This is a genomic window from Erwinia plantamica, assembly GCF_043420595.1.
GTDB classification, from domain to species: domain Bacteria; phylum Pseudomonadota; class Gammaproteobacteria; order Enterobacterales; family Enterobacteriaceae; genus Erwinia; species Erwinia aeris.
In genome coordinates, this window is the sequence record NZ_JBGCUC010000010.1 from 82,426 (window position 1) to 108,396 (window position 25,971).

The 25,971-nt window shown below is 58.0% G+C and carries 22 protein-coding genes; 7 read left to right on the top strand and 15 right to left on the bottom strand.

The features are described 5' to 3' along the window. Window positions 1–165 precede the first annotated feature (165 nt). The 3 genes from AB3U87_RS12770 to AB3U87_RS12780 form a co-directional block, all read right to left on the bottom strand. Window positions 166–1,188: a LacI family DNA-binding transcriptional regulator gene (locus tag AB3U87_RS12770; RefSeq protein WP_370734854.1), complete on the bottom strand. Its 1,023-nt coding sequence runs from the start codon at window positions 1,186–1,188 to the stop codon at window positions 166–168. Window positions 1,189–1,359: 171 nt separating this feature from the next. Further along, complete coding sequence (locus AB3U87_RS12775) at window positions 1,360–2,022, bottom strand: OmpA family lipoprotein (protein ID WP_253456740.1); 663 nt, start codon at window positions 2,020–2,022, stop codon at window positions 1,360–1,362. Window positions 2,023–2,132: 110 nt separating this feature from the next. Beyond that, complete coding sequence (locus AB3U87_RS12780) at window positions 2,133–2,696, bottom strand: DNA-3-methyladenine glycosylase I (RefSeq protein WP_370734856.1); 564 nt, start codon at window positions 2,694–2,696, stop codon at window positions 2,133–2,135. A gap of 154 nt (window positions 2,697–2,850) precedes the next feature. Here AB3U87_RS12780 and AB3U87_RS12785 point away from each other — a divergent pair, with 154 nt between their 5' ends. Then, window positions 2,851–4,836 (top strand): autotransporter outer membrane beta-barrel domain-containing protein, encoded by a 1,986-nt coding sequence (locus AB3U87_RS12785; protein ID WP_370734857.1) that lies wholly within the window; start codon window positions 2,851–2,853, stop codon window positions 4,834–4,836. Here the strand turns inward: AB3U87_RS12785 and torA are convergent. From torA to fdhE, 5 genes are all read right to left on the bottom strand, one after another. Further along, the gene (gene torA, locus AB3U87_RS12790) at window positions 4,820–7,315 is read right to left on the bottom strand and encodes a trimethylamine-N-oxide reductase TorA (RefSeq protein WP_394149265.1); all 2,496 of its coding nucleotides are present in this window, start codon (window positions 7,313–7,315) and stop codon (window positions 4,820–4,822) included. The two genes, AB3U87_RS12785 and torA, sit on opposite strands and share 17 nt — an antisense overlap. Continuing rightward, complete coding sequence (locus AB3U87_RS12795; RefSeq protein ID WP_253456727.1) at window positions 7,305–8,450, bottom strand: NapC/NirT family cytochrome c; 1,146 nt, start codon at window positions 8,448–8,450, stop codon at window positions 7,305–7,307. The genes torA and AB3U87_RS12795 overlap by 11 nt, the downstream gene beginning before the upstream one ends. Window positions 8,451–8,556: 106 nt before the next feature. Next, on the bottom strand, window positions 8,557–10,395 hold the full coding sequence (gene selB, locus AB3U87_RS12800) for a selenocysteine-specific translation elongation factor (RefSeq protein ID WP_301251559.1): 1,839 nt from the start codon (window positions 10,393–10,395) through the stop codon (window positions 8,557–8,559). A gap of 70 nt (window positions 10,396–10,465) precedes the next feature. Next, window positions 10,466–11,074, bottom strand: a complete 609-nt coding sequence (locus AB3U87_RS12805; protein ID WP_301251558.1) for a glutathione S-transferase — start codon at window positions 11,072–11,074, stop codon at window positions 10,466–10,468. A gap of 42 nt (window positions 11,075–11,116) precedes the next feature. Then, window positions 11,117–12,043: a formate dehydrogenase accessory protein FdhE gene (fdhE, locus tag AB3U87_RS12810; protein ID WP_253456717.1), complete on the bottom strand. Its 927-nt coding sequence runs from the start codon at window positions 12,041–12,043 to the stop codon at window positions 11,117–11,119. Window positions 12,044–12,598: 555 nt separating this feature from the next. Between fdhE and fdhD the strand changes: the two genes are divergently transcribed. Next, window positions 12,599–13,414 (top strand): formate dehydrogenase accessory sulfurtransferase FdhD, encoded by an 816-nt coding sequence (gene fdhD / locus AB3U87_RS12815; protein ID WP_301730573.1) that lies wholly within the window; start codon window positions 12,599–12,601, stop codon window positions 13,412–13,414. Window position 13,415: 1 nt separating this feature from the next. On the opposite strand, the gene AB3U87_RS12820 is transcribed toward fdhD, so the two are convergent. Both AB3U87_RS12820 and AB3U87_RS12825 read right to left on the bottom strand, forming a co-directional pair. Beyond that, window positions 13,416–14,078 (bottom strand): hypothetical protein, encoded by a 663-nt coding sequence (locus tag AB3U87_RS12820; protein WP_394149269.1) that lies wholly within the window; start codon window positions 14,076–14,078, stop codon window positions 13,416–13,418. A gap of 58 nt (window positions 14,079–14,136) precedes the next feature. Further along, the gene (locus tag AB3U87_RS12825) at window positions 14,137–14,913 is read right to left on the bottom strand and encodes a DeoR/GlpR family DNA-binding transcription regulator (RefSeq protein WP_394149271.1); all 777 of its coding nucleotides are present in this window, start codon (window positions 14,911–14,913) and stop codon (window positions 14,137–14,139) included. A gap of 160 nt (window positions 14,914–15,073) precedes the next feature. Here AB3U87_RS12825 and AB3U87_RS12830 point away from each other — a divergent pair, with 160 nt between their 5' ends. Continuing rightward, window positions 15,074–16,414: an aspartate aminotransferase family protein gene (locus AB3U87_RS12830; RefSeq protein WP_394149273.1), complete on the top strand. Its 1,341-nt coding sequence runs from the start codon at window positions 15,074–15,076 to the stop codon at window positions 16,412–16,414. A gap of 106 nt (window positions 16,415–16,520) precedes the next feature. On the opposite strand, the gene alsE is transcribed toward AB3U87_RS12830, so the two are convergent. Genes alsE through AB3U87_RS12850 form a run of 4 tightly spaced genes read right to left on the bottom strand, consistent with a single transcriptional unit; the run spans window position 16,521 to window position 19,244 of the window. After that, window positions 16,521–17,201, bottom strand: a complete 681-nt coding sequence (gene alsE / locus AB3U87_RS12835) for a D-allulose 6-phosphate 3-epimerase (RefSeq protein ID WP_253456703.1) — start codon at window positions 17,199–17,201, stop codon at window positions 16,521–16,523. A 23-nt stretch (window positions 17,202–17,224) separates the two neighbouring features. Further along, window positions 17,225–18,487, bottom strand: a complete 1,263-nt coding sequence (locus AB3U87_RS12840; protein WP_253456701.1) for a PTS ascorbate transporter subunit IIC — start codon at window positions 18,485–18,487, stop codon at window positions 17,225–17,227. Between the two features lie 32 nt (window positions 18,488–18,519). After that, window positions 18,520–18,786 (bottom strand): PTS sugar transporter subunit IIB, encoded by a 267-nt coding sequence (locus AB3U87_RS12845; RefSeq protein WP_253456698.1) that lies wholly within the window; start codon window positions 18,784–18,786, stop codon window positions 18,520–18,522. Further along, window positions 18,783–19,244, bottom strand: coding sequence for a PTS sugar transporter subunit IIA (locus AB3U87_RS12850; RefSeq protein WP_301251551.1), 462 nt, complete (start codon window positions 19,242–19,244; stop codon window positions 18,783–18,785). The genes AB3U87_RS12845 and AB3U87_RS12850 overlap by 4 nt, the downstream gene beginning before the upstream one ends. A 313-nt stretch (window positions 19,245–19,557) precedes the next feature. Between AB3U87_RS12850 and AB3U87_RS12855 the strand changes: the two genes are divergently transcribed. After that, window positions 19,558–20,583, top strand: coding sequence for a LacI family DNA-binding transcriptional regulator (locus AB3U87_RS12855; protein ID WP_394149276.1), 1,026 nt, complete (start codon window positions 19,558–19,560; stop codon window positions 20,581–20,583). Between the two features lie 54 nt (window positions 20,584–20,637). Here AB3U87_RS12855 and AB3U87_RS12860 read toward each other — a convergent pair whose 3' ends face one another. Continuing rightward, window positions 20,638–21,060, bottom strand: coding sequence for a hypothetical protein (locus AB3U87_RS12860; RefSeq protein ID WP_394149278.1), 423 nt, complete (start codon window positions 21,058–21,060; stop codon window positions 20,638–20,640). A gap of 278 nt (window positions 21,061–21,338) precedes the next feature. On the opposite strand from AB3U87_RS12860, the gene sodA reads away from it, so the two are divergent. The 3 genes from sodA to AB3U87_RS12875 all read left to right on the top strand — a co-directional run bounded on the left by sodA (window position 21,339) and on the right by AB3U87_RS12875 (window position 25,966). Beyond that, the gene (sodA, locus tag AB3U87_RS12865; protein ID WP_253456685.1) at window positions 21,339–21,956 is read left to right on the top strand and encodes a superoxide dismutase [Mn]; all 618 of its coding nucleotides are present in this window, start codon (window positions 21,339–21,341) and stop codon (window positions 21,954–21,956) included. A gap of 1,503 nt (window positions 21,957–23,459) precedes the next feature. Beyond that, window positions 23,460–24,965, top strand: coding sequence for a sugar ABC transporter ATP-binding protein (locus AB3U87_RS12870; RefSeq protein ID WP_369895342.1), 1,506 nt, complete (start codon window positions 23,460–23,462; stop codon window positions 24,963–24,965). Then, window positions 24,962–25,966, top strand: a complete 1,005-nt coding sequence (locus AB3U87_RS12875; RefSeq protein ID WP_253456679.1) for an ABC transporter permease — start codon at window positions 24,962–24,964, stop codon at window positions 25,964–25,966. The genes AB3U87_RS12870 and AB3U87_RS12875 overlap by 4 nt, the downstream gene beginning before the upstream one ends. Window positions 25,967–25,971 lie beyond the last annotated feature (5 nt).

A 25,971-nucleotide genomic window follows, 5' to 3' on the forward strand; every position in this document is an offset into this window, starting at 1 on the left:
ACGTTACAAAAACGTTAACTGGAACCGGTTCCAACCGAAAGGGGCGGAGCGCGGTTTTATGATCGCGCTCACGATGTGGACAATTATTTGGAAATTTACTGGAAAAGCGTCAGAACGAAGCGGGTCAAGCCGACCGCTGCGTTAATACGGTGAAAAGAAGGGAAATCAGGCGAACTTCGTGGAACTGCGGATAATCAACTCGCCGGAGTAGAGCTGCTCGCACGGCGGCGCTTCGTCACCTTCAATACGGCGGATAACCTGCTCCAGCGCCGCATAGCCAATCTGCCAAGTAGGCTGTTTCAGCGTAGTGATGCCGCCGCCCGCCAGTTCCGACCAGACCAGCTCGTCAAAGCCCAGCAGCCCTAAATCTTCGCCCCAGCGCAGATCCAGGCGTTTGAAGCTGCGCGCGATTTGCAGCGTCAGCGCGCCATTAACGGCCAATACGGCGCAGCGCTGGTGGCGATGGCGCTGATAAAAATCTTGCAGGATGCTATCCAGCCGCGCGCTGTCGTTTAAGGCGACCTCAGCCTGTTCGGCCTCGCGCTGCGGATGCTGCGCCATTGTTTCCCGGAACGCTTTCAGGCGCTCGTGGCGGGTATTGACGGTGCCCAATGGCTCGGTAACAAACAGAATGGCGTCAAAGGCTTCTTCAAGCAGATGCGTTGTGACCTGCGCGGCGGCCTCGTGGTTATTCAGCCCTACCACGTCGCAGGCGAAATCAGGGATCTTACGGTCAATCAGCACCATCGGCAGCAGCGACTGCTGGAGATGGCTCAGCGCTTCCTCGCGCATCCCCACGGCGTTAACCACGATCCCTTCCACCTGATAGCTGCTGAGCAGATTCAGATAGTGCTGCTCCTGGTCCACCTCGTTATTGGTGTTGCACATCAGCAGCGTAAAGCCCTGCGCGCGGCAGGCCGCCTCAATGCCGCACATCACATCAACGGAGTAAGGATTGGTAATATCCGCGATAATCAGGCCGATTAAGCGGGTGCGCCCGCGCTTCAGGCCACGCGCCATCTGGCTGGGTCGATAGTTAAGTTCGGCAATGGCGGTTTCAATCCGCTGCTTTAAATCGGCGGACAGAAGGTGCTGCTCGCCGTTGAGATAGCGAGAAACGCTGGTTTTGCCCGTATGGGCTTTTCTGGCAACGTCGCTGATTGTCGCGCGTGCGGCCTTGCGGTTCATAGCGATCCTTGAACGAGTAAAAATGAAAGCAGCCATCACGGGCTTAAATCTTAAGATAGCGGGTAATGGCGGAAAGCGGATCCGGCCATCATAAAGCATAAGGGCGGTCTCGCCCACAGTCAGGCGGTTGGGCAGGGAAACAGCCGGACAAAGATTGTCCGGCTGGCGGGATTACTGCAGCGGGCTGAGGGTGATTTCCACGCGACGGTTCTGCGCTTTACCTGCGGCCGTGCTGTTGGTCGCGACCGGGTTGTCCGGCCCCATGCCGCCGGTGCGAATGCGATTGGTCGCCACGCCCTGGGTGATCAGCGAGCTGGCTACGCTGTCGGCGCGCTGCTGCGACAGGTTCATGTTCAGCTGGCGGCTGCCGGTGCTGTCGGTATAGCCGACGATGTTAACGGCGGTTTTTGGATACTCTTTCAGCACCATTGCCACGCCGGTCAGCGTGTTGGCACCTGCAGGCTTCAGCGAGCTGCTGCTGCTGTCGAAGGTGACGCTGTTCGGCATGTTCAGCACGATATTATTGCCTTCACGCGTCACGCTGACGCCGGTGCCGCGCATTTTTTCACGCAGCTTGGTTTCCTGCACGTCCATATAGTAGCCCGCGCCGCCGCCCAGCGCCGCGCCTGCCGCTGCGCCAATCAGCGCGCCTTTGCCGCGATCTTTTTTGGAAGAGGAGAGCACGCCGACGCCTGCGCCCAGCGCGGCGCCCAGGCCCGCGCCGATACCGGCTTTACCCGCCTGGCGTTCGCCGGTGTAAGGATTCGTGGTGCAGCCCGACAGGGCGATGGTACCGCTCAAAACCAGAGCAAGAGTAACAAAACGTTTTTTCATGGATAGCGTTTCCTGAACAGCGACTGGCGAAAATAGCCTGAAAAGAAGCGATTATGCCGACCCCGCGCCGAAAAAAAACCGTGTTGTCTTCCTAAATTTGTAAAGAGACGCTACCTGAGGTTATCCGGATGACAGAAACAGCTGGTCGTGTGGTCGCTAATCAGCCCGCAGGCCTGCATAAACGAATAACAGGTAGTGGTGCCGACAAATTTAAAGCCGCGCTTTTTTAGCGCTTTAGAAAGGGCATCGGAAACGGTGCTGAAGGTTGGCGCAGCGCGATAGTCGCTGTAGCGGTGGATTTGCGGCTGGCGATCGACAAACTGCCAGATAAACTCAGCAAAGGTCTCGCCCTGCGCCGCCATCGCCAGCAGCGCGCGCGCGTTGGCGACAATAGCGGAAAGCTTGCCGCGATGGCGGATCAGCCCGCTGTCCAGCATCAGCCGATCGAGGTCGCTTTCCGTCATCAACGCCACCTGCTCAGGATCGAAACCGCAGAACGCCCGCCGGTAGTTTTCCCGCTTTTTTAAGACGGTCAGCCAGGAAAGGCCGGCCATCTGACCTTCCAGGCACAGCATTTCAAACAGCGCCTGCGCGTCGGTAATCGGCACGCCCCATTCCGTATCATGATAGGCCAGATAGATCGGATCCTGAGTCACCCAACCGCAACGCTGCATAAGTAAAGTTCCTTATCTGAATCGGTTAAAAAATACACGTAAAAGGCTTGACGCAATGCCCGGAAAGGCAATAGTTATCTGACAGGTTGACGATGATAGCAACAAAATAACCGGCGTTATGCCGCCGCTTTCAGGCTCTTTCTGGAGTCACGCCATGCTAAAAAAATATTCGCGCCTGCGCGCTGCCGGAAGCGCGTGGCTCTTTTATGCCGTCTCGACTTTTCCGGCGCTGGCCTGGGATAGCTACACCGTCTTTGGCGACAGCCTGAGCGATGGCGGTAATAACGGCCGCTATACCTGGGACAGCAGCCGACATCCGCTCTATGACGAAATTCTGGCCGCAAAAATCGACCAGTCGCTCCAGCCTTCCAATAACGGCGGCAGCAACTATGCCGCGGGCGAAGCGGTGGCGCTGCCGCTGCTGAATGCCGACAACAATACGTCTAACCAGCTCGCCGCTTATCTGGCGGCCAGGGGCGGCCAGGCGGATGCCGACGGCCTCTATATTCACTGGATCGGCGGCAACGATCTGGCGGCGGCCGCGCTGAATCCGCAGCAGGCGGCAGGGCTGGTCAGCAACAGTGCTTTTGCCGCCGCAGGCCAGGTACAGCAGCTGCTGGCTGCCGGAGCCGGAACGGTTATCGTGCCGACCGTGCCCAATATCGGTGCGGCGCCGGTGCTGCTGGAGGCGGTCATCCAGACCGGCCTGGCGCCCGTTGCCGGTACGGCGCTGGCTGCGGCCTTCGCTTCCCTGAACGGCCAGACGACGCCGGATCTGAACAGCCGCAATCAGGCGATTTACCAGGCGCTGTACGCCGCCGCCGGTGAGGCCAGCAGCGTGACCGCCGTGCGGCAGGCTATCGCCGATCGGCTGTTTGCCGCGTGGCAAAGCCTTAGCGAGCAGGGCAGCGCGTTGACCAACCGCTATAACCAGCTGGAAGACGATCGGCTGGCGCAGCTGGGCGGCAACATTGTGCGCGTGGATATCAACGGTCTTTTCAGCGAGATCCTCAGTGACCCGGCGCGCTATGGCTTAAGCAATACGGCCGGCATGGCCTGCCCGCCCGGCGTTTCAGCGGCGGTCTGCACTTCGGCTACGCCCGGTTTTTCCGACGAGCAGGCTTTGCTGTTTGCCGATCGTCTGCATCCCGGCCCCGCTACGCACCAGCTGATCGCCGATTATATTGAGGCCGTGCTGAACGCGCCCGCGCAGGTGGTGGCGCTGGATCAGGCGATGCTGGCGCTCTCTCGCGATGCGCGCGCCACGCTCGACAGTCGCTTGCAGCAGCAGCGCCACAGCGACAATCCGCAGGGATCGCTTAACGTGTTCGGCGGCTACGCCGGTCAACATTACGACTATGCCGCCAATCTGGCGGCGGGCGACGGCAACGCCACCACCCATAACCTGACGCTGGGCGTGGACTATAAGCTGACCGATTCACTGCTGGTGGGCGCGCTGGTTTCCGGCTCGGATGACACGCAGCATCCTTCATCTCGCTTCGATTACAAGCTGCGCGGCTGGCTATTTTCGGCCTGGAGCGAGCTCGCTTTTCTGGACAACGGCTGGATAAATACGGATGTGCACTACGCTTTTGCCCGCTATGACGATATCCAGCGGCGTTTTGCCATCGGCCCGGCGACGCGGACGGAAAAGGGCGATACCGACGGTAAACAGCTCGGCGCGCGTATTACCACCGGCTGGGATTTTCCGCTGGGCGCGTCGCTTACCACCGGCCCGACGGCACAGTACGCGCTGGATTACAGTTCGGTAGAGGGCTACAGCGAGCGGGGCGAGAGCAGCACCGCCATGCGCTTCGCCGATCAGAACTACCATTCGCAGATTGGCGCGCTGGGCTGGCGGCTGGATGCCACGCTGGGCGGGATCAATCCCTGGGCGGCGGTCAGCTATAACCACCAGTTTGGCGATAACGTCTGGCGCGCCGGCGGCGGGCTGAAGTCAACGCAGACCCGCTTCACGCGCGATACCGCCCGCCAGGACAGCAACTGGGCGGACGTGACCGTCGGCGCAAACTTGCCGCTGGGCGACAGCGCGGCGGCCTTCGCCTCGGTGTCGCAAACCGGCGGCCTCAGCACCGGCGAGCAGTTTATCTATAACCTGGGCGTCAGCGCGCGTTTCTGATCGGCTGGCGTGCGCTTTCCGGCACGGCATGAGCGGTATTGGGCGGCGGCGCGCCCGTAAATTTCTCCACCTCCAGCTGCGCCATCTGCCCGCAGTTGCCCTGCGCCAGCCGTGAGGTGCCGATATCGAAGGTCAGGCAGTTTACGTTGCCGTTCCTGCACAGCGTTTTCGGTTCGGCAGGCTCGGCGGGATCGTACCAGGCGCCTTCGCTGATGCGCACTACGCCGGGACGGATCGCTTCCGTTACCAGCGCGCCGACCAGGATCTGACCCCGATCGTTAAACGCCCTGACCAGATCGCCGGACTGGATCCCTCGGGTGACGGCATCCTGCGGATGGATCAGGATCGCTTCGCGATCGCTGACGGCATATTTTTGCCGCAGCGGCGTGTTATCCAGTTGGGAATGCAGTCGATGGCTCGGATGCGCGGTATTCAGCGACAGGGGATAGCGCTGCGCCTGCGGGCTGCCGTGCCACTCCTGCGGCGGCTGCCAGCCCGGCAGGCCCGCGCAGTCGTCGTAGTGCATCGCCGCGATAGTTTTAGAGAAGATTTCAATTTTCCCGCTGGGCGTGCCGAGCGGATTCAACAGCGGATCGGCGCGATAGTCAGCAAAGCGCACCCACTTTTTATTCTCTTCCGGTACCGGAAAGCGAATGTAGTTATTGGACTGCCAGAACAGATCGAACGGCGGCAGCGGGACGCCGGCGTTTCTGGCCTGCTGCTTCATATCGTCATACAGCTTTTTCAGCCACAGCATTTCATCGCGGCCTTCGGTAAAAGCCTGTTCGACGCCGAGCCTGGTCGCAATGGCCTGAAAAATGGCGAAATCGCTGCGCGCCTGGTGCTGCGGCGGCACGCACTGGCGCATCGGGAACAGATAGCGCTGCGAATAGTCGCCGCCCATATCCATATCGTTGCGCTCATAGCTGGTGGTGCAGGGCAGCACGATATCGGCGTGTCTGGCGGTGGCCGTCCAGTAAGGATCCTGCACCACAATGGTTTCCGGGCGTTGCCAGGCCAGCAGCAAATTGTTGGTGTCCTGATGGTGGTGGAAAGGATTGCCCCCCGCGACGTAGACCATTTTGACGTCGGGATAAGTCACCTCTTTGCCATTAAAAGCGATAGTTTTGCCGGGATTGGCAAGGCAGTCGGCAATGCGCGCTACCGGGATCGGCGGCGGCGAACCGGCAGGCGCGACGCCCGCGCTGATGCCCGACAGGATCCCGCCTCGCGCCGTTGGGCTGCCGCCGGAAGAGTAGTGGTAGCTGAAGCCGAAACCGCCGCCCGGCAGGCCGATTTGCCCGAGCATGGCGGCCAGTGTTACCAGCAGCCAGTGCGGCTGCTCGCCGCGGTGCTGGCGCTGAATGCCCCAGCCGGCCATGATCATGGTGCGCTGACCTGCCATCCTTCTTGCCAGCTGGCGCAGCTGCGCCGGCGCGATGCCGCAGATCTCGCTGGCCCATTCCGCGCTTTTGACAAGGCCGTCGCTTTCGCCCAGCAGGTAGGCGCGAAACTTTTCAAAACCCGTGGTATAGCGGGCAAGAAAAGCTTCGTCATGGCGCTTTTCTGCCAGCAGCGTATGCGCCAGGCCCAAAATCATCGCGGCGTCGGTATAGGCTTTCGGCGCGATCCATTCCGCATTCAGCGCTTTGGCGCTGTCGCTAAATACGGGATCGATGCAGATAACCGGCGTGCCTTTGGCGGCCAGCGCCGCAAATCCTTCCAGCCCGACGTGATCCGGCACGTTCCAGCTGTTTTTCAGCGTTACCAGCGGATTGCAGCCCCACAGCACCACCAGCTCGCTGCTTTCCACCACCACCGGCCAGCTGGTTTGCTGCTCGTAAACCTCCATTGAACCGACCACGTGCGACATAATCACCTGCGCCGCGCCGGTAGAGTAATCGCCGCTGTAGCCCAGAAAGCCGCCCGCCAGGTTCATCAGGCGGTGCAGCAGCGCGCGGGAGTTGTGCAGCATCCCGGTGCTTTTCCAGCCGTAGGATCCGGCGTAAATAGCGGACGGGCCGTGCTCGCGCTGTAGCCTGCGGATGTCGTTGGCGACCAGCTCGGTGGCCTTTTCCCAGCTGACGCTGACCCACTTATCGCGGCCGCGCAGCGCCGTATTGCTGCCCGGCCCGTGCTCCAGCCAGCTTTGCCGCACCATCGGCGCGGTGATGCGGTTGGCTGCGTGAACCTGATAAGGCGCCATAGTGATCAGCTCGTTGGGCGCGGGATCGTCCTCCACGGGCTGTACGCCGACCATTTTTCCGTTCTCTACCAGCGCTTCAAAAGCGCCCCAGTGAGCGGCGGTCAGGATGCCTTTTCTGGCGGGCCTGAGCGCGGTAAACAGCGGCATTGCCTGGCTGATGGCCTGAGCCAGCGCGGAGCGGGCGTATAGCAGATCCAGCGAGCCGGCGGCCAGCAGCGTGCCGCCTGCGGCGAGAAACTGGCGGCGGCTGAGGCCGAAACGATTATTTTTCATGGGGTTCTCCCTGTGCGGTCGACTTCATGTCGCTGGCGTACTGCTGTGCGTAGCGCGTCAGCAGGCGCAGCTGCTCCGTATCCAGCGAAGTGCGCGAGGCCATGCCTTTTATCACCCCCGTCCACTGGTTCGCCGTGTAGTGGTCGGGCGCGGTGAGTCCGTGGCAGCCCGTGCAGTTGGCGGTCATCAGGCTGGCGGCCTGCTGCCAGAGCTTGTCCCGATCGGCGATCAGCGCGTCGCTGGCGACCGCTATATCGAGCGAAACGCGGTGCCAGCTTGTTTCCGTCTGGCTGTCTTCCTCCGTGGCGAGGATTTTTATCTGCGGCGCGGCTTCCGGCGCGACGATGGCGCTGATAATGCGTTTGCCTTTGGCCGCGTAGATCGCGCCGGTCGAGCCATCCTGCTGCCAGCCTTTCAGCTGTGCTTCAGTACGGCCATTTTTATGCCGGTACGGCAGCAGCTCCGCCGCCGGAAACAGCGTGCCTGCGGCAGGCCCGTCATGGGATGCCAGGGTGAAAGGCTGCGTGCTGATGGGATAGAGAGGACGGTTATCGGTTTTGGCTGCGGCGGCCAGCGCGGTTAGCTGAGCGGCGCCGGAAGCGTTGCTGGCGCGCATATCGGGCAGGATGTGCGCCACGCCACGATGGCAGTCGATGCAGGTTTCGCCGCTTTTCAGCGCAACAGGGTGCGCTTTCCTGGCTTCCGGCCGCTGGCCCAGCATATCCATCGCGGCAAAACTATGGCAGCTGCGGCAGGTCGCAGAATCGCTGGCCTTCATCTTTTGCCATACCGACTCCGCCATCGCCAGCTTGTGGGCATTGTACTGCTCTTCGCTGTCCAGCTTGCCGGTCAGTTCGCCCAGCAGATCCTTGCTCGCACCCAGCTTGGTCGCCATCCAGGCCAGCGGCTCGTTGGGAACGTGGCAGTCGGCGCATTCCGCGCGGATGCCGGCATGGTTCTGGAAGTGAATGCTGCCCTGATATTCCGCCAGCGGCCTCGACATGCTGTGGCAGGAAACGCAAAAAGCGGTGTCGCTGGTTTTGTGCAGCACTACCGCGCTGCCGGCGACGACCAGCAGCGTGGCGATAGCAATCAGCGCGATAAACGGCCAGCGGCGCTTACTGAAAATTTTCATATAAGCTCAAATCCCTTTGTTTAAAAAACAGGCTTATTTATCCCACAAAATCAGCGGGCTAAATTTGTGTCGCATCAATAAGGGAAGCGTTAGGGAAAAAGGAGGATTAGGGGAACATGCTGTCGTCGCGTAGCAGATGATCGCTGCCCTGACGATGGGTAAAGCCGCTGTGGTCGAAAAATTCCAGGATCTGCACCGCCAGCTTGCGGCCCATAGCGAAAAGGCGGCGAAAGTCCGCCGCGCGGGTGGCAAGCCCCTGCTGATGCCGCTGGCGAATGGTGTCGGCAAACCGTTCAATCAGCGCGCGGGAGTAGTAGCGATCGTGAACAATCGCCGCAATTTCGCCGCTGCTGGCGGCTTTTTGCAGCGTCAGACGCATCAGCGCCTCGTCGGCGTTCAGGCAGGTTGCCATATCGCGCACCCACCCGCTATCCTGCGTCAGCAGCGGTTTGGCCTGCTGCCACAGCGCCTGCTCTTCTGGCGTAAAGCTGACGGAGAAAGCAGGCAGACGCAGCCAGCCATAGCGAAACGCCAGCGCGCCGTCGGCCAGCAATAAGTCGATAACCGCCAGCCCGATTGCTTCCGGCAGGCCGGGCAGCGCCATCCTTCTGAGGCGGCTTCGCCCCAGCCCCGGCCTGTCTTCGTGCTTGCGATGGTAGCCCGCCAGCGTATCCAGCACCTGCCGCCGCCATCCTGCGGTAACCTCTGCCAGCAGCAGATAGTCGCCCGCTTCAACCGGCGCAATGGCGCTGAGCGCAGCGGAAAAGCCTTCGGCAGTCAGCTGGCGTGCCCAGGCCAGCTGCGTTTTGCGCCAGGGACGGGCCTGAAGCAAAAGCCGCAGCGTTGCCTCATCGTCCTGCGCATTGGCCAGCTGCTGTAGCCAGCGCGTCGCGTCGGGCTGTGGCATACAGCCTTTTTTCTGCATCAACAGCACCACGCGAGCGCCCGCCAGCGTTTGCCGGGCCGTGATATCGCGCAGGATCAGCCGATCGTTATCTGCCAGCCACAGCGGTTTATCCAGCGTCAGCTCGGCCAGGTTATCCTGCATCGGCGTCACGCTGCCGGTGATATGGCTGGCGGCATGATGAATATGCAGCCGCTGCGCCTGTTTTAACGGCTGAAGCGGCTGGAGCGCCACCACCACCCGGCTGGAAAGCACGGCGGGCGGCTCTTGCAGCAGCCAGTCGCCGCGGGACAGCTCGCTTTTTTCGACGCCGCCAACAAGGTTAAGCGCCAGCCGCTGGCCGCCGCAGGCGACGCTGGCAGGCTGGTTTTGCGCCCGCAGACCCTGCACGCGGACGCTTTTATTCATGCCGGTCAGCCAGAGCCTGTCACCGACGCGAACCTCGCCGCCCAGCGCGGTGCCCGTGACCACAGTGCCCGTACCCGGCACGCTGAAGGCGCGATCGATAGCCAGGCGAAAGCGTTTACAGGGCGCGATCGCGCGCGGTGGCAGCTGGCTGATATGGTCGGCAAGGGCGCTGATGCCGGTGGCGTTCAGCGCGCTGGTGACAAACAGCGTGACGTCCGGCCAGCCCATCAGCGCGGCCAGCGTACGGATTTCCCGCTCGGTGTCGCTGATGCGTGCGGCGTTGGCCAGGTCGGCTTTGGTAATTGCGATGGTCAGCGGCGGCTGCCCGCTCAGTTGCAGGATCGCCAGATGTTCGCGGGTTTGCGGCATGATGCCGTCATCGGCCGCCACGGCGAGCAGCGCGTGATCCGGGCCGGTGACGCCGCTGAGCATATTAGCGAGGTGCTTTTGATGGCCCGGCACGTCGATAAAACTGAAGATCCGTCCATCCGGCCTCGGCCACCAGGCGTAGTTGAGATCGACCGTGCTGTCCTGAGGCTTTTCACCCGGCAGCCGATCGAGCGCCGCGCCGGTCAGCGCCTGCAGCAGCGTAGTTTTACCGTGTGCGGCATGACCTGCGCTGACGATGACCATCAGCTTGCCCCGGCGCTAAGGCGCCGCGGCGGAGGCGCCGTTATCCGGGCGGCGGTAAACGGGTTCACCATCAGGCCGATGGCGGCACCGTGCGGGCGAAGCTTTCCCGCTGGAACATTTTTTCCGCCAGTTTGACCAGCGCAGGCCGTTCCACGCACCAGTTAGGGATCACGCGGCGAAAATTCAGGAAGCCTATCAGGCAGGCGACGGCTATATCCGCCACGTTGATGGCCTCGCCGTTGATCGTGGTGCCTTTGGCCGCCTCTTGTTCCAGCGCGTCGAGACCGCGCGCGATTTTTTCGCGCTGGCGCAGCAGCTGGCTCTCCATCTGTAGCTCCGGCGGCCTCATCTGTTCGCGCAGCAGGATCACCGCCGCATCGCCGATCCCATCCGCCAGCGCTTCCAGCTGCTGTACCTTCAGCGCCGCCAGCCGATCATGCGGCATCAGCGCCGGGGCGATATCCAGCTGCTCCAGGTAAGCGGCGATGATAGGCGAGTCGTACCAGGTATCTTCCCCAGCCACCAGCGCCGGGACTTTACCCAGCGGATTGTAGTGCGGAACGTGGCTTTCGTCGGTCCAGGGCGATTCGTTGATAAATTCAAAGGTGATGCCTTTTTCCAACAAAATGACCGAAATTTTCCGTACAAAAGGACTGGTATAGCTGCCGATTAATTTCATTACGCGAATTCCCCTTCAAAACCGAATGGCCTGTTTATCACGTTATTCTCCCGGAAACAGGAATGGATTCAGGCTGCTGCGTGAAAAGCCCTCCTGTTCCATTCGCGCATCCAGCACCAGCGAGGCGAGATCGTCGGCAACCGCTTCTACGGCCGGATCTTTTGCCTGATAGAGCAGTTTCATATAGGTGCCGCAGTCGCCGCAGCTTTCGGCCTTAATGGACGCGAGATTGCCTTCCAGCGACCAGGCGTGCAGGTCCTGCGTTTGCTCACAGTTGCTGCATCGCGCGCGCGCCACGTGCCATTCGCTTTCGCACAGATTGCAGTGCAGATAGCGCAGGCCGTCCTCCTGCTGGTCCATATGCACTACGCCGGAAACCGGCACGCTGCCGCACACCGGACAAAACTGCCGCTGTTCGCCATATTCGGCGCGCGCGCGGCCGGGGATCAGCGCCGCCATCTGCGCCCAGTACAGCGAGAGCGCCGCCCAGACAAAAGGCGATTTGTCGCTGGCTATTTGTGAAAAGTCATTGGCGAACAGCGCGTTAGCCATGGCTTCCAGCTCCGGCGCAGAGGCTTTTTCCAGATTCTCCAGTACCGCCAGCGCCTGACCGGACATTTCCGGCTTCATTTCAGCGATCAGCGAATGGAGCAGACGCTGCCAGTGCGGATCGCGGGGCAGCGTGTTGATATCCAGCGGCGGTTTGCCGATGCGTGCGGCTTCCGCCAGGCGCGCCTGCAAATCCAGCCGCAGCGGATGATCGTAAAGCACTATCTCCTGCGCGCTGGCGATAACGGCCGCAAAGCGCAAATAGTCGCCCAACGGATTTTTCTCTGCCAGCTGACGCAGTCTCGCGGCGCGGCGGGCATACAAATTTTTCAGCCTGGGGAAAAGTAACGGCGGGATCGTCTCCGCCATTTTTGTTTCGCTTTTCTCCAGCGGATCCTGCGGGATTATGCGAATAGTCATCAGGAATTCCTGTTATCTGGCGCGCTAATATCGTCGGCGGAACGCGCATTAGCCGCACTTTTTGCCCGGTAGTCGGGCACCCGGTCTTCAAATAGTCTGTTTCGCCTCTAAAGCGGCGTAAACCCGCATGGCGCGCGGTGGTCAATCTCCTGTCACGCTCAACTTACCGGTAAAGCAGGGCCGCCGCATCGCGTATTGCGCGCCTGCGGCGGCCTGAAAAATGCGCTTATGGCTAAAATTATAGCGTCCGCTCTCGTCAACTTCCTTGTTAAGCGTAATTTAAGGGATGTTTTTTAACCACGACGGTTTGCTGCACGCAGCAAAAAAGCCTCTACGGCATGTCCATGTTCCGGTCTGCGACCGTCGCTGTCCACCAGGCCGGTTGCAACCCGAGGCCCTGGCAGCGATTGGTTATCCGTTTCTTTTTGTGCTTTTTGCCGCCGGAAAACACCGTTGCGCGGATTATTGTTTTGCGGTCGTTCTCTTGCGGGTTCAAAATTACAGGCGAAAAAATTAGCGGCGCGGCTTGAGTGACGGGAAAGACAGGTGAGTGAAATGAGCAAGGCGGGTGAACAGAGCATGGCCGGCGTCAGTCAGATTGAGGTCTGGCAGCGCGGTACGCTGGAGACGGCACAGGAGGACTGGCTGGCCGATGAGGTGCCGGTGGCGCTGGTGTATAACGGCATTTCGCATGTGGTGATGATGGCAACGCCGAAAGATCTCGAGGCATTCGCCATCGGTTTTTCCCTCTCCGAAGGGATTATCAGCTCGCCCGGCGATATTTACGGCATTGATATTCAGCCTTCCTGCGGCGGGCTTGAGGTGCAGATAGAGCTGTCCAGCCGCCGTTTTATGGGGCTGAAAGCGCAGCGCCGGGCAATGGCGGGCCGCACGGGCTGCGGCGTCTGCGGCGTGGAGCAGCTGGCGGAAATCGGCAAGCCCGTGCAGCCGCTGCCTTTCAGCCAAACCTTTTCGCTGGATCGGCTGGACGGCGCGCTGTCGCAGCTGAAAAGCTACCAGCCCGTCGGGCAGCTGACCGGCTGCACGCACGCGGCGGCCTGGATAGCGCCAGACGGCAATCTGGCGGGCGGCTGTGAAGACGTAGGTCGCCACGTGGCGCTGGATAAGCTGCTCGGCCTGCGCAGTCAGCAGGCCAGCTGGCAGCAGGGCGCGGTGCTGGTTTCCAGCCGCGCCAGCTACGAGATGGTGCAGAAATCCGCCATGTGCGGCGTGGAAATTCTCTTTGCGGTTTCCGCCGCGACCAAACTGGCGGTTGAGGTGGCGCAGCGCAGCAATCTGACGCTGGTCGGCTTCAGCAAGCCGGGCCGCGCCACGGTTTATACCCATCCGCAGCGGTTAATAGCTGGTTGAGTCAGGGTGTGTAAGAAGAAGTATTTGACCCCGGCTCTGGCGGCTTTGGTTGGTAAGAAGGCGTCAGGTTATATCCTTTGGTGAAGTCATCCTTGCTCATCATGGCGGCTACGTTGCCATCGGCATCAATACAGGCTACCTGTTCATAAACAGCAGCGGTCAGACCCCGGCCGCTGCTGCCTGATTTCTTGTCATACTTAAAGGCAGTAAACTGCTCAAGATAATTGAAAAAATCCTGATAATTTTTGCCGTGATTAACCATTTCCGGATAATTTGTCCTGACTTTGTCAGAAAAATAGGTGTGACATACCAGTTCCAACGGTGCACCATTTTTCATAGCGGAGGAGTTTTCTGAATTTTTACCAATACGTCCGTAGATAATGACATGGTGATTGTCGTGCTCATTAAGCGCTTTTAGCGCCTCTTTATAGCGTACGGCAGCGGTTTTAGCGTCGGCACCAAACTTGCCTTTTTCTGAATTTACGCTGCTCGCATCTTTTTTAAATTCGATCAAAATCCATCGATTGCTATCGTTAAATATTGTATCGCCGCCTTTTTCATAGAAATCCTCTAATGGGGAAAGAAATTTTAAATGGCGCTGAAATTGGAGGATAAAAGTGTATTCGACAGTTTTCTCCCACCAGGTCATTTTCTGCTGAGTCATCAATTTGCCCTTTTTTGCACACTACTTTTTTTAAAAGATAGCAGGTCTGTTTAAAGCGTTACGCCATCACCACCTGCGGCAGTGCCGTTTCCAGCGAGGCGAAAGCCTGAACGCCCGCCGCGCCGCTGTCGGTGACCAGCACCGCGATCTGTTCAGGCCGGGCATACTGCATCCGGCTGCTCACGCCCAGCTTGCTGTGATCGGCCAGCAGGATCGATCGCGCCGCCTGATGCACCATTGCGCGCGCGATGGCCGCTTCGTAAGGATGAAAGCTGCTGGCACCGTTTTTGCTGTCGATGCCGGTCGGCGACAGCATCGCCACGTCGGCGCGGTAGCGATAAATTTCCGCCACCGTCAGCTCGCCGCGCGTTTCCTGCGCACCGGCCAGCATCGCACCACCCAGCAGAATAATGCTGTTGTTCAGCTGCTCGCCCTCTTCGGCAGCGGAAAGTTTTAGCGCCGCCTGCAGGCTGTTGGTGATGATGGTCAGGCCGGACATGGTGCGTAGCTCTTCCGCCAGCATGGTGGTGGTGCTGCCAGCGTCGATAAACAGCGTCTGGCCCGGCGTTAACAGCCGCGCGGCGGCACGCGCAATAGCGCGTTTTTCTCTGGCGCGGACTTCGCTGCGCACCATCAGCGGCGGTTCCGGCTCCGCCGTCAGCGACATCAGCCCGCCGTGTACGCGACGGGCCGCGCCCAGCGCCTCCAGCTCGATAATGTCTCTTCTGGCGGTTTCGCGTGAAACGCCTAACTCTTTGATAATGCGCTCGGTGCTGACATGACCCAGCGTAGCCAGCAGCGCGCGAATGCGATGCAGACGCGATTCCTGAAGCATGATTGCGTTCCTTAACCGGACAAGGGCACCAGCCTAACCGACAAACGATCGCCGTGCATGTGTATTTTATTGCATATGTGTATTTTGTTGCATTAAAACAAAAAAGAGTCATTATAAAAAGACGGCTGCACGCCTTCATCCTTTCGCAACGGGAGTTATCATGGCTACACGTTCGACCATCATGGATACCAACAGTTTTCGCGCAGAGCACGCCGCCGGTCTGGACGCCGACGTGCGGAAACTTACCGATAAACGCAGCCGGGTGCTGGGCGAATCCTACCGGCTGTTTTACCGCAAGCCGGTACATCTGGTGCGGGGCGAAGGGCAATATCTATGGGATGCCGCCGGAGAAAAATATCTGGATGCCTATAACAACGTGGCGAGCATCGGCCACTGCCATCCTGCGGTCATTGATGCGGTATATCAGCAAATGCAGCAGCTTAATACCCATACTCGCTATCTGCATGAGCACATTCTCGACTATTCGGAAGCGCTGCTGTCGACGCTGCCCGGCGAAATCGATCGGGCGATGTATATGTGCACCGGTTCGGAGGCGAACGACCTGGCTATCCGCGTGGCGCGGGCCTTCAGCGGCGGCACGGGTATTATCGTCAGCCAGGAGGCCTATCACGGCACCAGCGATCTGACCTCCGGCGTTTCGCCTGCTTTAGGCTCCGGCCAGCCGCTGGCCACCACCACCCGCCTGGTTTCGCCGCCCGATCGCTATCGCGTCACCGCGCCGGATTTGGGCGACTGGTTCGCCAACGAAATCCAGCGGCAGATCGACGATATGGCCGCACACGGTATTAAATTCGCCGGCTTCCTTGCCGACTCGATTTTCTCCTCCGATGGCGTGCTGCCCGGCCCGAAAGGCTTTTTGCAAAAGGCGATTGAAGTGGTGCACAACAACGGCGGCATCTTTATCGCCGACGAAGTGCAGCCCGGCTTTGCCCGTACCGGTGAGGCATTCTGGGGCTTTGCGCGGCACGGCGTCGTGCCGGATATCGTTACCACCGGCAAGCCGATGGGCAACGGCATTCCGGTATCCGGACTGCTGGCGAAAAGCGACGTATTGGCCGCTTTCAGCGACGATATTCCCTATTTCAATACGTTTGGCGGCAATCCGGTGGCGATGGCGGCGGCGCAGGCAGTGTTACAGGTGATTAAAGAAGAACAGCTGCAGGAACACAGCCGCGTCGTGGGCGAAAAACTGCTGAAAGAGCTGCTGACGCTGAAAGAGAAGTACGAATGCGTAGGTGACGTGCGCGGCGCGGGGCTGTTTATCGGCTTTGAGCTGGTCAAAGACAAGAGCAGCAAAACGCCGGACAAACAGCTGGCGCTGGATGTCACCGAAAAGCTGCGTGAAAACCGCGTGCTGACCTCGGTGGCCGGGCCTTACGGCAACGTGTTGAAGCTGCGTCCGCCTTTGGCTTTTCAGGAAAGCGATATCGACTGGCTGGTCGGCGCGCTGGATAACTCCCTGCGGGCCGTACTGCGCTAACCACAGCGGCGGCCCGCGCGCCGTCTGCTGGCCAGAAAGCTTAGTCATGGACTGAACAGCTCACTCAGGCGGCAGTCAAGCTCCTTCAGGCAGCCGGAAAGCTTGCTCAGGCAGCGGCGATCTGCTGAGAAAAGTTAGCTTCCATCCGCGCCCAGGCGTCGTTCATATCGTCCGCCAGGCTGAACAGTCCGGAGGTGCCGACGATAAACACCTCGACGCCGGAAGCTGCAATCTGCCCGAAGGTGGCCGCATTGCAGGAGCCGTCGATTTCCGTGAGGTAGCGCCAGCCATGCTGTTCGCGCAGCCGGATCAGCTGACGAATTTTATCCAGCGTTTGCGGAATAAATTGCTGCCCGGCAAAGCCCGGATCCACTGACATTACCGTAACTTTATCCAGCAGATGCGCATATTCCATAATGGCTGCCGCGGGCGTGGCCGGATTAAGCACCACGCCGCAGCGTTTACCTGCTTCTTTAATCTGCATCAGCAGGCGGAATATTTTGTTATTCGCCGTTTCGGGATGAAAACTGATAATGTCCGCGCCCGCCTCCAGGCACATTGGAATAATATCTTCCGGATGATTAACCATCAGATGCACATCAATCGGCACATCGGTTATTTTGCGCAGGTTCTCGATAAAGAACGGCGACAGCGTAATATTTTTTACGTAACTGCCGTCCATAATATCGACATGATAAAAAGCGGCTTTATCATTCATTGCCTCTATTTGCTCACGGAACCGGGTTAAATCCATACACATTAAAGAAGGTGAAAATTTCGCGTTCATGGAAGTTGTCCTGTTATGCGGCCTTAATGGAACAGAGCGATAAGCTTGCCGAGGATAATGCCGATTACGCCGAAATCCGCATCGCCAAAGGTGGTGGAAGCGAAGCCAAGCTCGCCCATCAGCGGCAGCAGGATGGCCGGCAGGAAAGAGATCAGCAGGCCCTGCACGAAAGCGCCAATCATCGCGCCACGGCGGCCGCCGGTAATGTTGCCATAGACGCCGGCCGTTGCGCCGCAGAAGAAATGCGGCACCAGGCCCGGTACGATCACGCTCAGGCCGAACAGCGGGCAGAGGAACATGCTGATCAAACCGGCGGCAAAACTGCACAGAAAACCGATAATTACCGCATTGGGCGCGAAGGGGAACACCGTCGGACAGTCCAGCGCCGGTTTAGCGTCCTTCACCAGTTTGTCGGCGATGCCTTTAAAAGCCGGCACGATTTCCGCTATGACCATCCGCACGCCCGCCAGGATGATATAAACGCCTGCGGCAAAAGTAATGGACTGGATAACGGCAAAAACCAGGAAGTTCTGACCGCCGCTGACCTGGCTTTCGGTAAAGGTTTTGCCGGCCACCAGCACCAGCGCCACAAACAGGATCATCATGGTAAGCGAAATCGCCACCGATGAGTCGCGCAGGAAATTCAGCGTTTTCGGCACCTTCAGCTCTTCTGTGGAAGGACTGCCTTTGCCCACCACCTTGCCGACCAGCGCCGCCAGCAGGTAGCCGGTCGAGCCAAAGTGACCCAGCGCCAAATCATCGGAACGCGTAATCTTGCGGGTAAAGGGCTGCAGGATAGCCGGACTGATCACCATCATCGCGCCCAAAATCAGCGAGCCGGTTGCCACCAGCCAGAAACCGCTGAAGCCGCCGACCGACAGGATCACCGCCAGCATCGCAGACATATAAAGCGTATGGTGGCCGGTTAAAAAGATATATTTCAGCGGCGTAATGCGTGCCAGCAGAATATTAATCAGCATCCCAAACACCATAATCATCGCCGTAGCCGTGCCGTAGCTTTTCTGCGCCAGCGCGGCCATTGCATCGGTGTTGGGCACCACGCCCTGAATATTAAAAGAGTGCTCAAACAGCTGGCTGAATATCGTCAGCGTTGTCGCAATCAGGTTAGCGCCGGCAATCAGAATTAAAAATCCCATGATGGTTTTCAGCGTGCCGGAAATGACTTCTGAAAAAGCTTTCTTTTGCAGCAATAAGCCGATCAGGGAAAAAAGGCCGACCAAAATCGCTGGCGTTCCGAGAACGTCATTAATAATAAACTGAAGCATAAACGACTCCGTGCGTTTGAGTTGCCGCGTTTTTATAAGTGCTCGGCCAGGATCTCTTTAATTCTGGCGTTATCGAGCAGGTTGCTCAGGCCAAATACCTGCGCCTCGTGATCGGCAAGCCGATCGGCGATATCCTGGGCGCTTAAAATTAAATCTGCCGGTTCCGAGCGCGCGGTCGTTAAATCCGTATGGCTGACCTCCGCCGTCTTTCCCAGTTCCGCCAGGATTTTTTTCACGTTCATTTCGACAATAAAGCTGCTGCCCAAACCATTGCCACACACAATCAGCACTTTTTTCATGAGGTTTTCTCCAGAGAGGGATCGCTAACGGCGGCCGCAAGGGCCGACAGCGTGGTCGCCGACAGCAGCTGCTGTAGACGGAAGTCGTCGCTGAACAAACCGGCCAGTTCGCCGATCATTCTGATGTGCTCTTCGCCGGAGACGGCGCTCAGCAGGATCACCACGTATACGGGATCGTTTTCAGCACTGTCGAAGCTGACTCCCTGATTAATACGCAGCAGAGAAAGCCCGTTTTTCAGCGCACCTTCTTCGGGGCGCGCATGAGGCATGGCGAGGCCGGGCGCCAGCACGTAGTAAGGGCCAAGCTGAGCATGAGAGCGGAAAATCGCCTCCAGGTAGTCCGGTGTAATAGCCTGCTGCGCCAGCAGCGGCGCGGCAGCCTGGCGGATTGCTTCCTGCCAGTGGCCGACGCTTTCGGTCAGCTGAATATTTTCAGGTTGAAGCCAGTTCGACAGCATGTTCGCTCTCCGGTAAGGGTCTGCCTGCACTTTAGGCGGTTTTCTGTACGCTTTTCCGTGATTGTTGTCGCAAAAGTTAGCGCTAACATCAGCAATGTTAAAATATGTGTTATCGCTAACATTTCTGCTGCACACGAAGCATGATCAATGGCGCTTTATGCCGCCTGGCCCGGAGGGAAATAAGGATGAGCGCCGCCTGCAACCTTTCTGCGCCGCCTCGCATAACAAGGTGAAGGATCGCTTTTAACGTGGCGCGACCGGGCTTTTGGTTTTAAGCTGCGTCCAGTTGAAACAGCTGGCTGCAGGAGAATGCATGGCAGAAAAACGGCGGCGCAGTACCGGGAAAAGTACGCTGGCCGATGTCGCCCGTCTGGTTGGCGTCAGTACGATGACCGCATCACGCGCGCTGCGGATGCCGGAAAAAGTCTCTTCCGATATTCGTGAAAGGATCGAGGCGGCGATAGCCGAACTGGGCTACGTACCTAACGTGCAGGCGCGCAATCTGGCGTCGGCTTCCTCAAAGCTAATCACGATGGTGGTGCCTTCTTTCGTTACGCCAGGCTGCGCGGCGGTGTCGGAAGCGTTACAGGCGATACTGCGGCCTGAGGGATACAACGTCATGCTGGCAGAGGCCAACCATTCTGCGGCGGGCGAGAACGAGCTGATAGAAATGTTGCTCTCTTACAATCCTGCGGCGATGGTGCATTTTAACTTTGATAACGTGGAGGCGGCGCATCGGCTGCTGAGCAACTCCGGCCTGCCGGTTATCGACATAGGCGGCGTGCATCATGATTCGGCGGGCATCAGCGTGGGCGTCGACTATGCCAAAGCGGTACGGCTGCTGGTACAGGCGCTGGTGGAGAAAGGGTTTCGTCATCCCGGTCTGCTCTGCTCGCAAACCAGCAACACGCTGTTCAGCCAGCTGCTGAACGGCTGGCACAGCGGGATGCTGGCGCATAATTTGTCGCCGCATCGCGTCGTAACGTCGCCTTTGCCGCCCGGCTTTGCCGCTGGCCACGCGCTGCTGGCGGATATTCAGCTTACCTGGCCCGAAATCGACGTGCTGATCTGCACGGCGGAAGAGGTAGCCTGTGGCGCGATGATGGCCTGCCACGCAGCGGGGATTGCGGTACCCAGTCAGCTGGCGATAGCCAGTATCGGCGGCGGACAGCTTTCCGCCGTCTGCTCGCCACCGCTAACCACGGTTACGCTGCCCTACGGCGAAATGGGCAAGCTGGCCGGTAAACGCCTGCTGGCTGCGCTACTGGGAGAAGATCCGCCGGTCTGGAACGAGCTGCCGGTAACGCTACAGCTTCGTGCCAGCACGGAGAAAATATAAAGCCCGGCTTGGGGGGCGGTGGAAAAGCGAAACGAACATTTTTCCTGCCCAAAATCAGGTAAAAATGCCGTGGGCGAGGCTGAAGATTAACAGCGCCAGCAGCAATCCGCCTGACATCAGTAACGCAAACTGGAAAGCGGCAACGCTTATCCCAAAGAGTATTGCGGCGCCTGCGGCGTGCCTGTTTTCTCTGAGTACGCCGCCAATAACGCCACAGATGATAGCGGCGGCAGACAGTATGGCGATAACCATGTCGATTATTCTGTCGATATCCCAATGCTGTGCTGCCGGTATCAGCTCTTTTCCCTGTAGCGCGGCAAAGGTTGCCTGTTTAATCGCTACGGCCTTGATAGCAAGCATACCTTCCAGCGTGGCCCGGGGAGAAAACGGCCCGGCCATAAAGCTAACCCATACAAGCAGTAGTGCCGCAGAGCCGCAAAAGATACCCGTCCAGCTTAAATAGTCCTTTCTTTTCATCCCTGTGCTTCTCCTTTTTATGCAGGTACTGTTTTTTATTGCCTGGGCCGCAGCAGTCGGCTCTGTTTTGTCAGGCGTAAACGGCTTAGACCATTTTGCTCTGTAGGTCATCAATAAGGTTCTGACGCCCTTCACCGGCGTGCTGTCTATAATAACCTTATAAAGACCGGGGCATTGATAACCCTTTTCCAGATCATTAATTTAACTATAATGATCCGACTGCTTACGCGGCACTCCATCGGGACGTGCTGCCAAAAAAACCAATGGAGATGATGAACATGAGTTATTCACTGCCATCCCTGCCTTACGCATACGACGCACTGGAACCGCATTTCGACAAGCAGACGATGGAGATCCATCATACTAAACATCACCAGACTTACGTGAACAACGCGAACGCCGCGCTGGAAGGCACCGAGTTCGCTGACCTGCCGGTAGAAGAGCTGATCACCAAACTGGATCAGGTGCCTGCCGATAAGAAAACCGTACTGCGTAACAACGCGGGCGGCCACGCTAACCACAGCTTTTTCTGGAAAGGTCTGAAAACCGGCACCACGCTGGGCGGCGAGCTGAAAGCGGCTATCGAAAAAGATTTCGGCAGCGTTGATGCCTTCAAAGAAGCGTTTGAAAAAGCGGCCGCTACCCGTTTCGGCTCCGGCTGGGCCTGGCTGGTTAAGAAAGACGGCAAGCTGGCTGTAGTCTCTACCGCTAACCAGGACAACCCGCTGATGGGCGAAGCGATCGCTGGCGCTTCCGGTACCCCAATCGTGGGCCTGGACGTGTGGGAACACGCTTACTACCTGAAATATCAGAACAAACGTCCTGACTACATCAAAGCGTTTTGGGAAGTGGTTAACTGGGACGTGGCGGCAGAGAATTTCGCTGCGGCTAAATAAGCCCGTTCCGGACGAAAACGACAGGCGTTTGTAGGCTAAGCGTCTGATAAATACCCTGCTGGCGCTAAGTTAGCGGGGTATTTTTTTGCCGTAAAAATCCCCCGCCAGCCTTTCTTGCCTGACTGCTTTCTAATTTTTTATTAAGAGCGGCGTTAATTTGATCCTGAAGCGCCATTATTAATCGTCCTTTTTTTGTGACAGGAACTTTTTTTAAGGAGGTTTTAATCTGCTGTTGTTAAGACGATATTAAAAATTAAGCTTTTGTAACTGGCATTCGTCCCTTATCTCGTTAAAAAAGGGACGGCTGTATGAAAATGGCTGATGCGTTGCAATATCATAATTTTTATCGGCATAAAAGCTATGCATTTACCAGATGGTACGTAAGATTAACGCCTGTTAAAATAAATGGTTGTTAAGGAATTTAATCTGTTAACACAGAAATTAGCCTATACGGAGCGTACATTCAACTGCTACAAACAATAGCTTCCTGCACCATCTCGATTTTTCATTTTTTACAGTAAGTCCGCCACTTTATAAGAACATTGTTCGGTGCCCTTTTGACAGATATAAAATAATAATATAAGTAAGGCGCTGTTATTAAAGAAGAATAAAGGTGATCTGGATTTTATCAACCGAGCATAAAGCCCTTCGTCTCATTGTGGTATCAGGCAAGTGTTTAGACACTGTTCATACTTATTATGCTAATAATTTTATTGATTTTAGGTACTTTAAACTCTGGAGGAAATATGAAATTAGTAAAATTATTGTTACTCGGTGCATGCCTGTCTTTTGGGGTATCAACCTTGTCATATGCCACGGTGTCTTCATCTCAAACGCAATATAAAGCTGGTCAGTGTGGTACTGATGGTATTTATGTCCCCGGATATGGTTGCGTTTATCCTGGCGATTCCGGATCTCGCCCCTGATAACTTAAGACACCACAAGTCCTGAAGCTATAGAGAGGCCGCGGTTATCCAAAGTTATGTAAATAATCCTGGATAACTGCGGCCATATTCAAGGCGGAATTAATACGCCTTGTTAAGTAACCAGTGGATATAGCCTGGCTGCTATTTGCCCGAAATTACTCGCCGTTTTCTGAAAAACGAACGCGCGGCTATATGAAAACCATCATTAAAATTCTTTTACTGTTAACGGTGCGTCCATACTGCGGTTGCCGCAATGACTGGCGAATGTACGCCAGCGACGGCTGATGGGGTGACCTGCGTCTGTTTCCCCGATCCTGTTGGATGCTGGCGGTCTTTTGTTTTCACCTTTTTCTTTTCTGTACTTTTCCTCGCCGTCCTGACCGAGCGAAACCCTGCTTAATCTTCTGATTACCTCTGTTCATGCTGCGTAACGGGATGCCGCTGGTTTTAACCGCTTAAATGGCTGGGCGTCTGGATGGCTAATAACATTTCGTGTTAGCTTATCTCCTTTCGTTCGTTGCCTGTCGTGATAATCCATTAAAAAATAAGGCAGCTTACCCTTCAGAGAGCGCTCGCTATGACCGCAGTGAACCATCTTGAAATGCGGCAGATCGCCATCGCTTTTGGCGGTTTTGCCGCGCTGACCGACGTCGACTTTCGCCTTGACGGCCACAGTGTTCATGCGCTGACCGGCGCTAACGGCGCAGGAAAATCAACGCTGATGGCCGTGCTGTCGGGTGCCCATGAGCATTACAGCGGCGATATCCTGCTGGATGGCGAGCCGGTATCGATTCGTTCTCCGCGTGATGCAAAGAAGCTGGGCATTCATCTGGTGCAGCAGGAAGTTGATGTGGCGCTGGTTTCCACGCTCAGCGTGGCGGAAAACATCATGCTGGATCGCCTGGCCGAAGGCGGACAAATTTATCGCTGGCGTGCTATCCGTCGCCAGGCTCGCGCGCTGCTGGCACAGCTGGAGGTGGATATTGACGTCAATCGCCGCGTCGATCGCTGCACGCTGGCGGAGAAACAGCAAATCCTGCTGGCCCGTGCGCTCTCCCATCACTGCCGCTTTTTGATCCTGGATGAACCCACCGCGCCGCTGGATCGGCATGAAAGCGAACGCCTGTTTGCGGTGGTTCGCCGCCTGCAAAAAAGCGGTATCGGCGTAGTGTTTATCTCCCACCGTATCCACGAACTGCGCGCGATTTGCGATCGGCTTACGGTGCTGCGCGACGGGCGCCTGATTGAAACCGTGCCGATGAGCGCGCTGAGCGGCGAACAAATCGTGGAAAAGATGCTGGGTCACCAGCTGGCGGATATCTATCCGCCGCGTCGTCCGGCCAGCAACGGCGCAACGCTGCTGCATGTCGAGGCGCTGCACGACGACGCGCTGCTGCACAATATCTCTTTAACGCTGCGCAAGGGAGAGATCCTGGGTATCGCCGGCCTGGCGGGCGCGGGAAAAACGGAGCTGTGCAAAGCGCTGTTCGGCGCCAGCAAAAGCCGCATCGGCCGGGGCGAGCTGCATGGCAAACCGTGGCGGCCCACTTCGCCTTCCGCTGCGGTAGCGAACGGCATGGCGCTGATCCCGGAGGAGCGCCGCAAAGAGGGCATTTTTATCGACGAGTCGGTGGCAATGAACCTTAGCATCAGCGCGGACACCAGCTTTTCCCGCTGGGGGCTTTTCGGTCACCGGCAGGCCTGGCGCTGGGCCGAAGAGATTATTCAACAGCTGGGCGTGCGCACTCTCGGCCCGGAACAATCCTTGCGCCGTCTTTCCGGCGGTAATCAGCAGAAAGTGGCCATCGGCAAATGGCTGCGCAACGACGCTGACGTCCTGATTTTTGATGAGCCAACCAAGGGCGTTGATATCAAGGCCAAAACCGATCTCTTCACGCTAATCGACGCGCTGGCCCGCCAGGGAAAAGGGGTTATTTACGCCTCGGGCGAGTTTGCCGAACTGGTAGGGCTATGCGACCGCATCTGCGTGCTGTGGGACGGTAAAATCGTGGCGGAGATGGATGCGCGTCAGGCTGATGAAGAAACGCTTTTACTTTATTCCACCGGAGGAACCCCTGCGTGAGCAGCAAAGAACTTTCCCTGAAGGCGACGCCTGGGCTGCGTCACCAGCTGTTTGAATTCCTTTATAAATGGGGAATGTTGTTAACGGTGGTGGCGCTGATCGCCGCCTTCGGCCTGGCTTCGGACAGCTTTCTGGAGCCAGCCAATATCATCAATATTCTGCGCGCCATCGCCATTGTGACGGTGATTGCCGTAGGCGTCTCGATCTCGTTGACCATCGGCGGCTTCGATCTCTCCGTGGGATCTACTGCATCGTTGGCAAACTCGCTGGTGATCTCGCTGTTTGTCTGGTACGGCTTTGGCCCGACAGCCGCGATAACGCTGACGCTGCTGCTCTGCACGCTGGTCGGGCTGTTTAACGCCTTTCTGATCGTAGTGCTGAAAATTCCCGATATGCTGGCCACGCTGGCAAGCCTGTTTATCGTGCAGGGCGTGGCGATGACCTGGAGCTTCGGCGGCTCTGTCACGGAGAATATGGTGATGCCGAGCGGCGAGATGGCCGAAGGGATCGTGCCGCCGGACTTTTCGCTACTGGGCCAGGTGCCAACCATCGTTATCATTATGCTGGTGGTTACCGTGGTGGCGCAGCTTGGCCTGTCGCTGACAAAGCATGGCCGCCGCATGTATGCCATCGGCGGCAACCCGGAAGCGGCGCGGCTTTCCGGCATTCGCACGAATCGCTATCGCGTACTGGCTTACGTGCTCGCCTCGCTGCTGGCGGGACTGGGCGGCATTCTGCTGGCTTCGCGCATTGGTTCGTCGCAGGTGAATGCCGGCGGCGGCTATCTGATGGATGCCGTTGCGGCGGCGTGGATCGGCCTGTCGCTGGCCGGCTCCGGCAAGCCGAATGCGCTGGGCACGCTGCTGGGCGCGGTGATCCTCGGCGTGCTGCAAAACGGTCTGGTCATGCTTTCCGTGCCTTATTACGCCATGGATATTATCAAAGGTCTGGTGCTGGCCGCTGCGCTGGCAATCACTTACATTCAGCGCCGCCAGGCGTAGGGATA

Excerpts from the sequence above, each read along its gene's own strand:
- AB3U87_RS12795 (WP_253456727.1), bottom strand. The coding sequence starts at position 8,450 with ATGAAAATTTTCAGTAAGCGCCGCTGGCCGTTTATCGCGCTGATTGCT.
- AB3U87_RS12850 (WP_301251551.1), bottom strand. The coding sequence starts at position 19,244 with ATGCTGTCGAACTGGCTTCAACCTGAAAATATTCAGCTGACCGAAAGC.
- selB (WP_301251559.1), bottom strand. The coding sequence starts at position 10,395 with ATGGTCATCGTCAGCGCAGGTCATGCCGCACACGGTAAAACTACGCTG.
- AB3U87_RS12860 (WP_394149278.1), bottom strand. The coding sequence starts at position 21,060 with ATGAAAAGAAAGGACTATTTAAGCTGGACGGGTATCTTTTGCGGCTCT.
- torA (WP_394149265.1), bottom strand. The coding sequence starts at position 7,315 with ATGAAAAATAATCGTTTCGGCCTCAGCCGCCGCCAGTTTCTCGCCGCA.
- AB3U87_RS12785 (WP_370734857.1), top strand. The coding sequence starts at position 2,851 with ATGCTAAAAAAATATTCGCGCCTGCGCGCTGCCGGAAGCGCGTGGCTC.
- AB3U87_RS12855 (WP_394149276.1), top strand. The coding sequence starts at position 19,558 with ATGGCAGAAAAACGGCGGCGCAGTACCGGGAAAAGTACGCTGGCCGAT.
- AB3U87_RS12775 (WP_253456740.1), bottom strand. The coding sequence starts at position 2,022 with ATGAAAAAACGTTTTGTTACTCTTGCTCTGGTTTTGAGCGGTACCATC.
- fdhD (WP_301730573.1), top strand. The coding sequence starts at position 12,599 with ATGAGCAAGGCGGGTGAACAGAGCATGGCCGGCGTCAGTCAGATTGAG.
- AB3U87_RS12825 (WP_394149271.1), bottom strand. The coding sequence starts at position 14,913 with ATGCTTCAGGAATCGCGTCTGCATCGCATTCGCGCGCTGCTGGCTACG.
- AB3U87_RS12840 (WP_253456701.1), bottom strand. The coding sequence starts at position 18,487 with ATGCTTCAGTTTATTATTAATGACGTTCTCGGAACGCCAGCGATTTTG.
- alsE (WP_253456703.1), bottom strand. The coding sequence starts at position 17,201 with ATGAACGCGAAATTTTCACCTTCTTTAATGTGTATGGATTTAACCCGG.
- AB3U87_RS12845 (WP_253456698.1), bottom strand. The coding sequence starts at position 18,786 with ATGAAAAAAGTGCTGATTGTGTGTGGCAATGGTTTGGGCAGCAGCTTT.
- AB3U87_RS12870 (WP_369895342.1), top strand. The coding sequence starts at position 23,460 with ATGACCGCAGTGAACCATCTTGAAATGCGGCAGATCGCCATCGCTTTT.
- fdhE (WP_253456717.1), bottom strand. The coding sequence starts at position 12,043 with ATGACTATTCGCATAATCCCGCAGGATCCGCTGGAGAAAAGCGAAACA.
- AB3U87_RS12780 (WP_370734856.1), bottom strand. The coding sequence starts at position 2,696 with ATGCAGCGTTGCGGTTGGGTGACTCAGGATCCGATCTATCTGGCCTAT.
- AB3U87_RS12805 (WP_301251558.1), bottom strand. The coding sequence starts at position 11,074 with ATGAAATTAATCGGCAGCTATACCAGTCCTTTTGTACGGAAAATTTCG.
- sodA (WP_253456685.1), top strand. The coding sequence starts at position 21,339 with ATGAGTTATTCACTGCCATCCCTGCCTTACGCATACGACGCACTGGAA.
- AB3U87_RS12770 (WP_370734854.1), bottom strand. The coding sequence starts at position 1,188 with ATGAACCGCAAGGCCGCACGCGCGACAATCAGCGACGTTGCCAGAAAA.
- AB3U87_RS12820 (WP_394149269.1), bottom strand. The coding sequence starts at position 14,078 with ATGACTCAGCAGAAAATGACCTGGTGGGAGAAAACTGTCGAATACACT.
- AB3U87_RS12830 (WP_394149273.1), top strand. The coding sequence starts at position 15,074 with ATGGCTACACGTTCGACCATCATGGATACCAACAGTTTTCGCGCAGAG.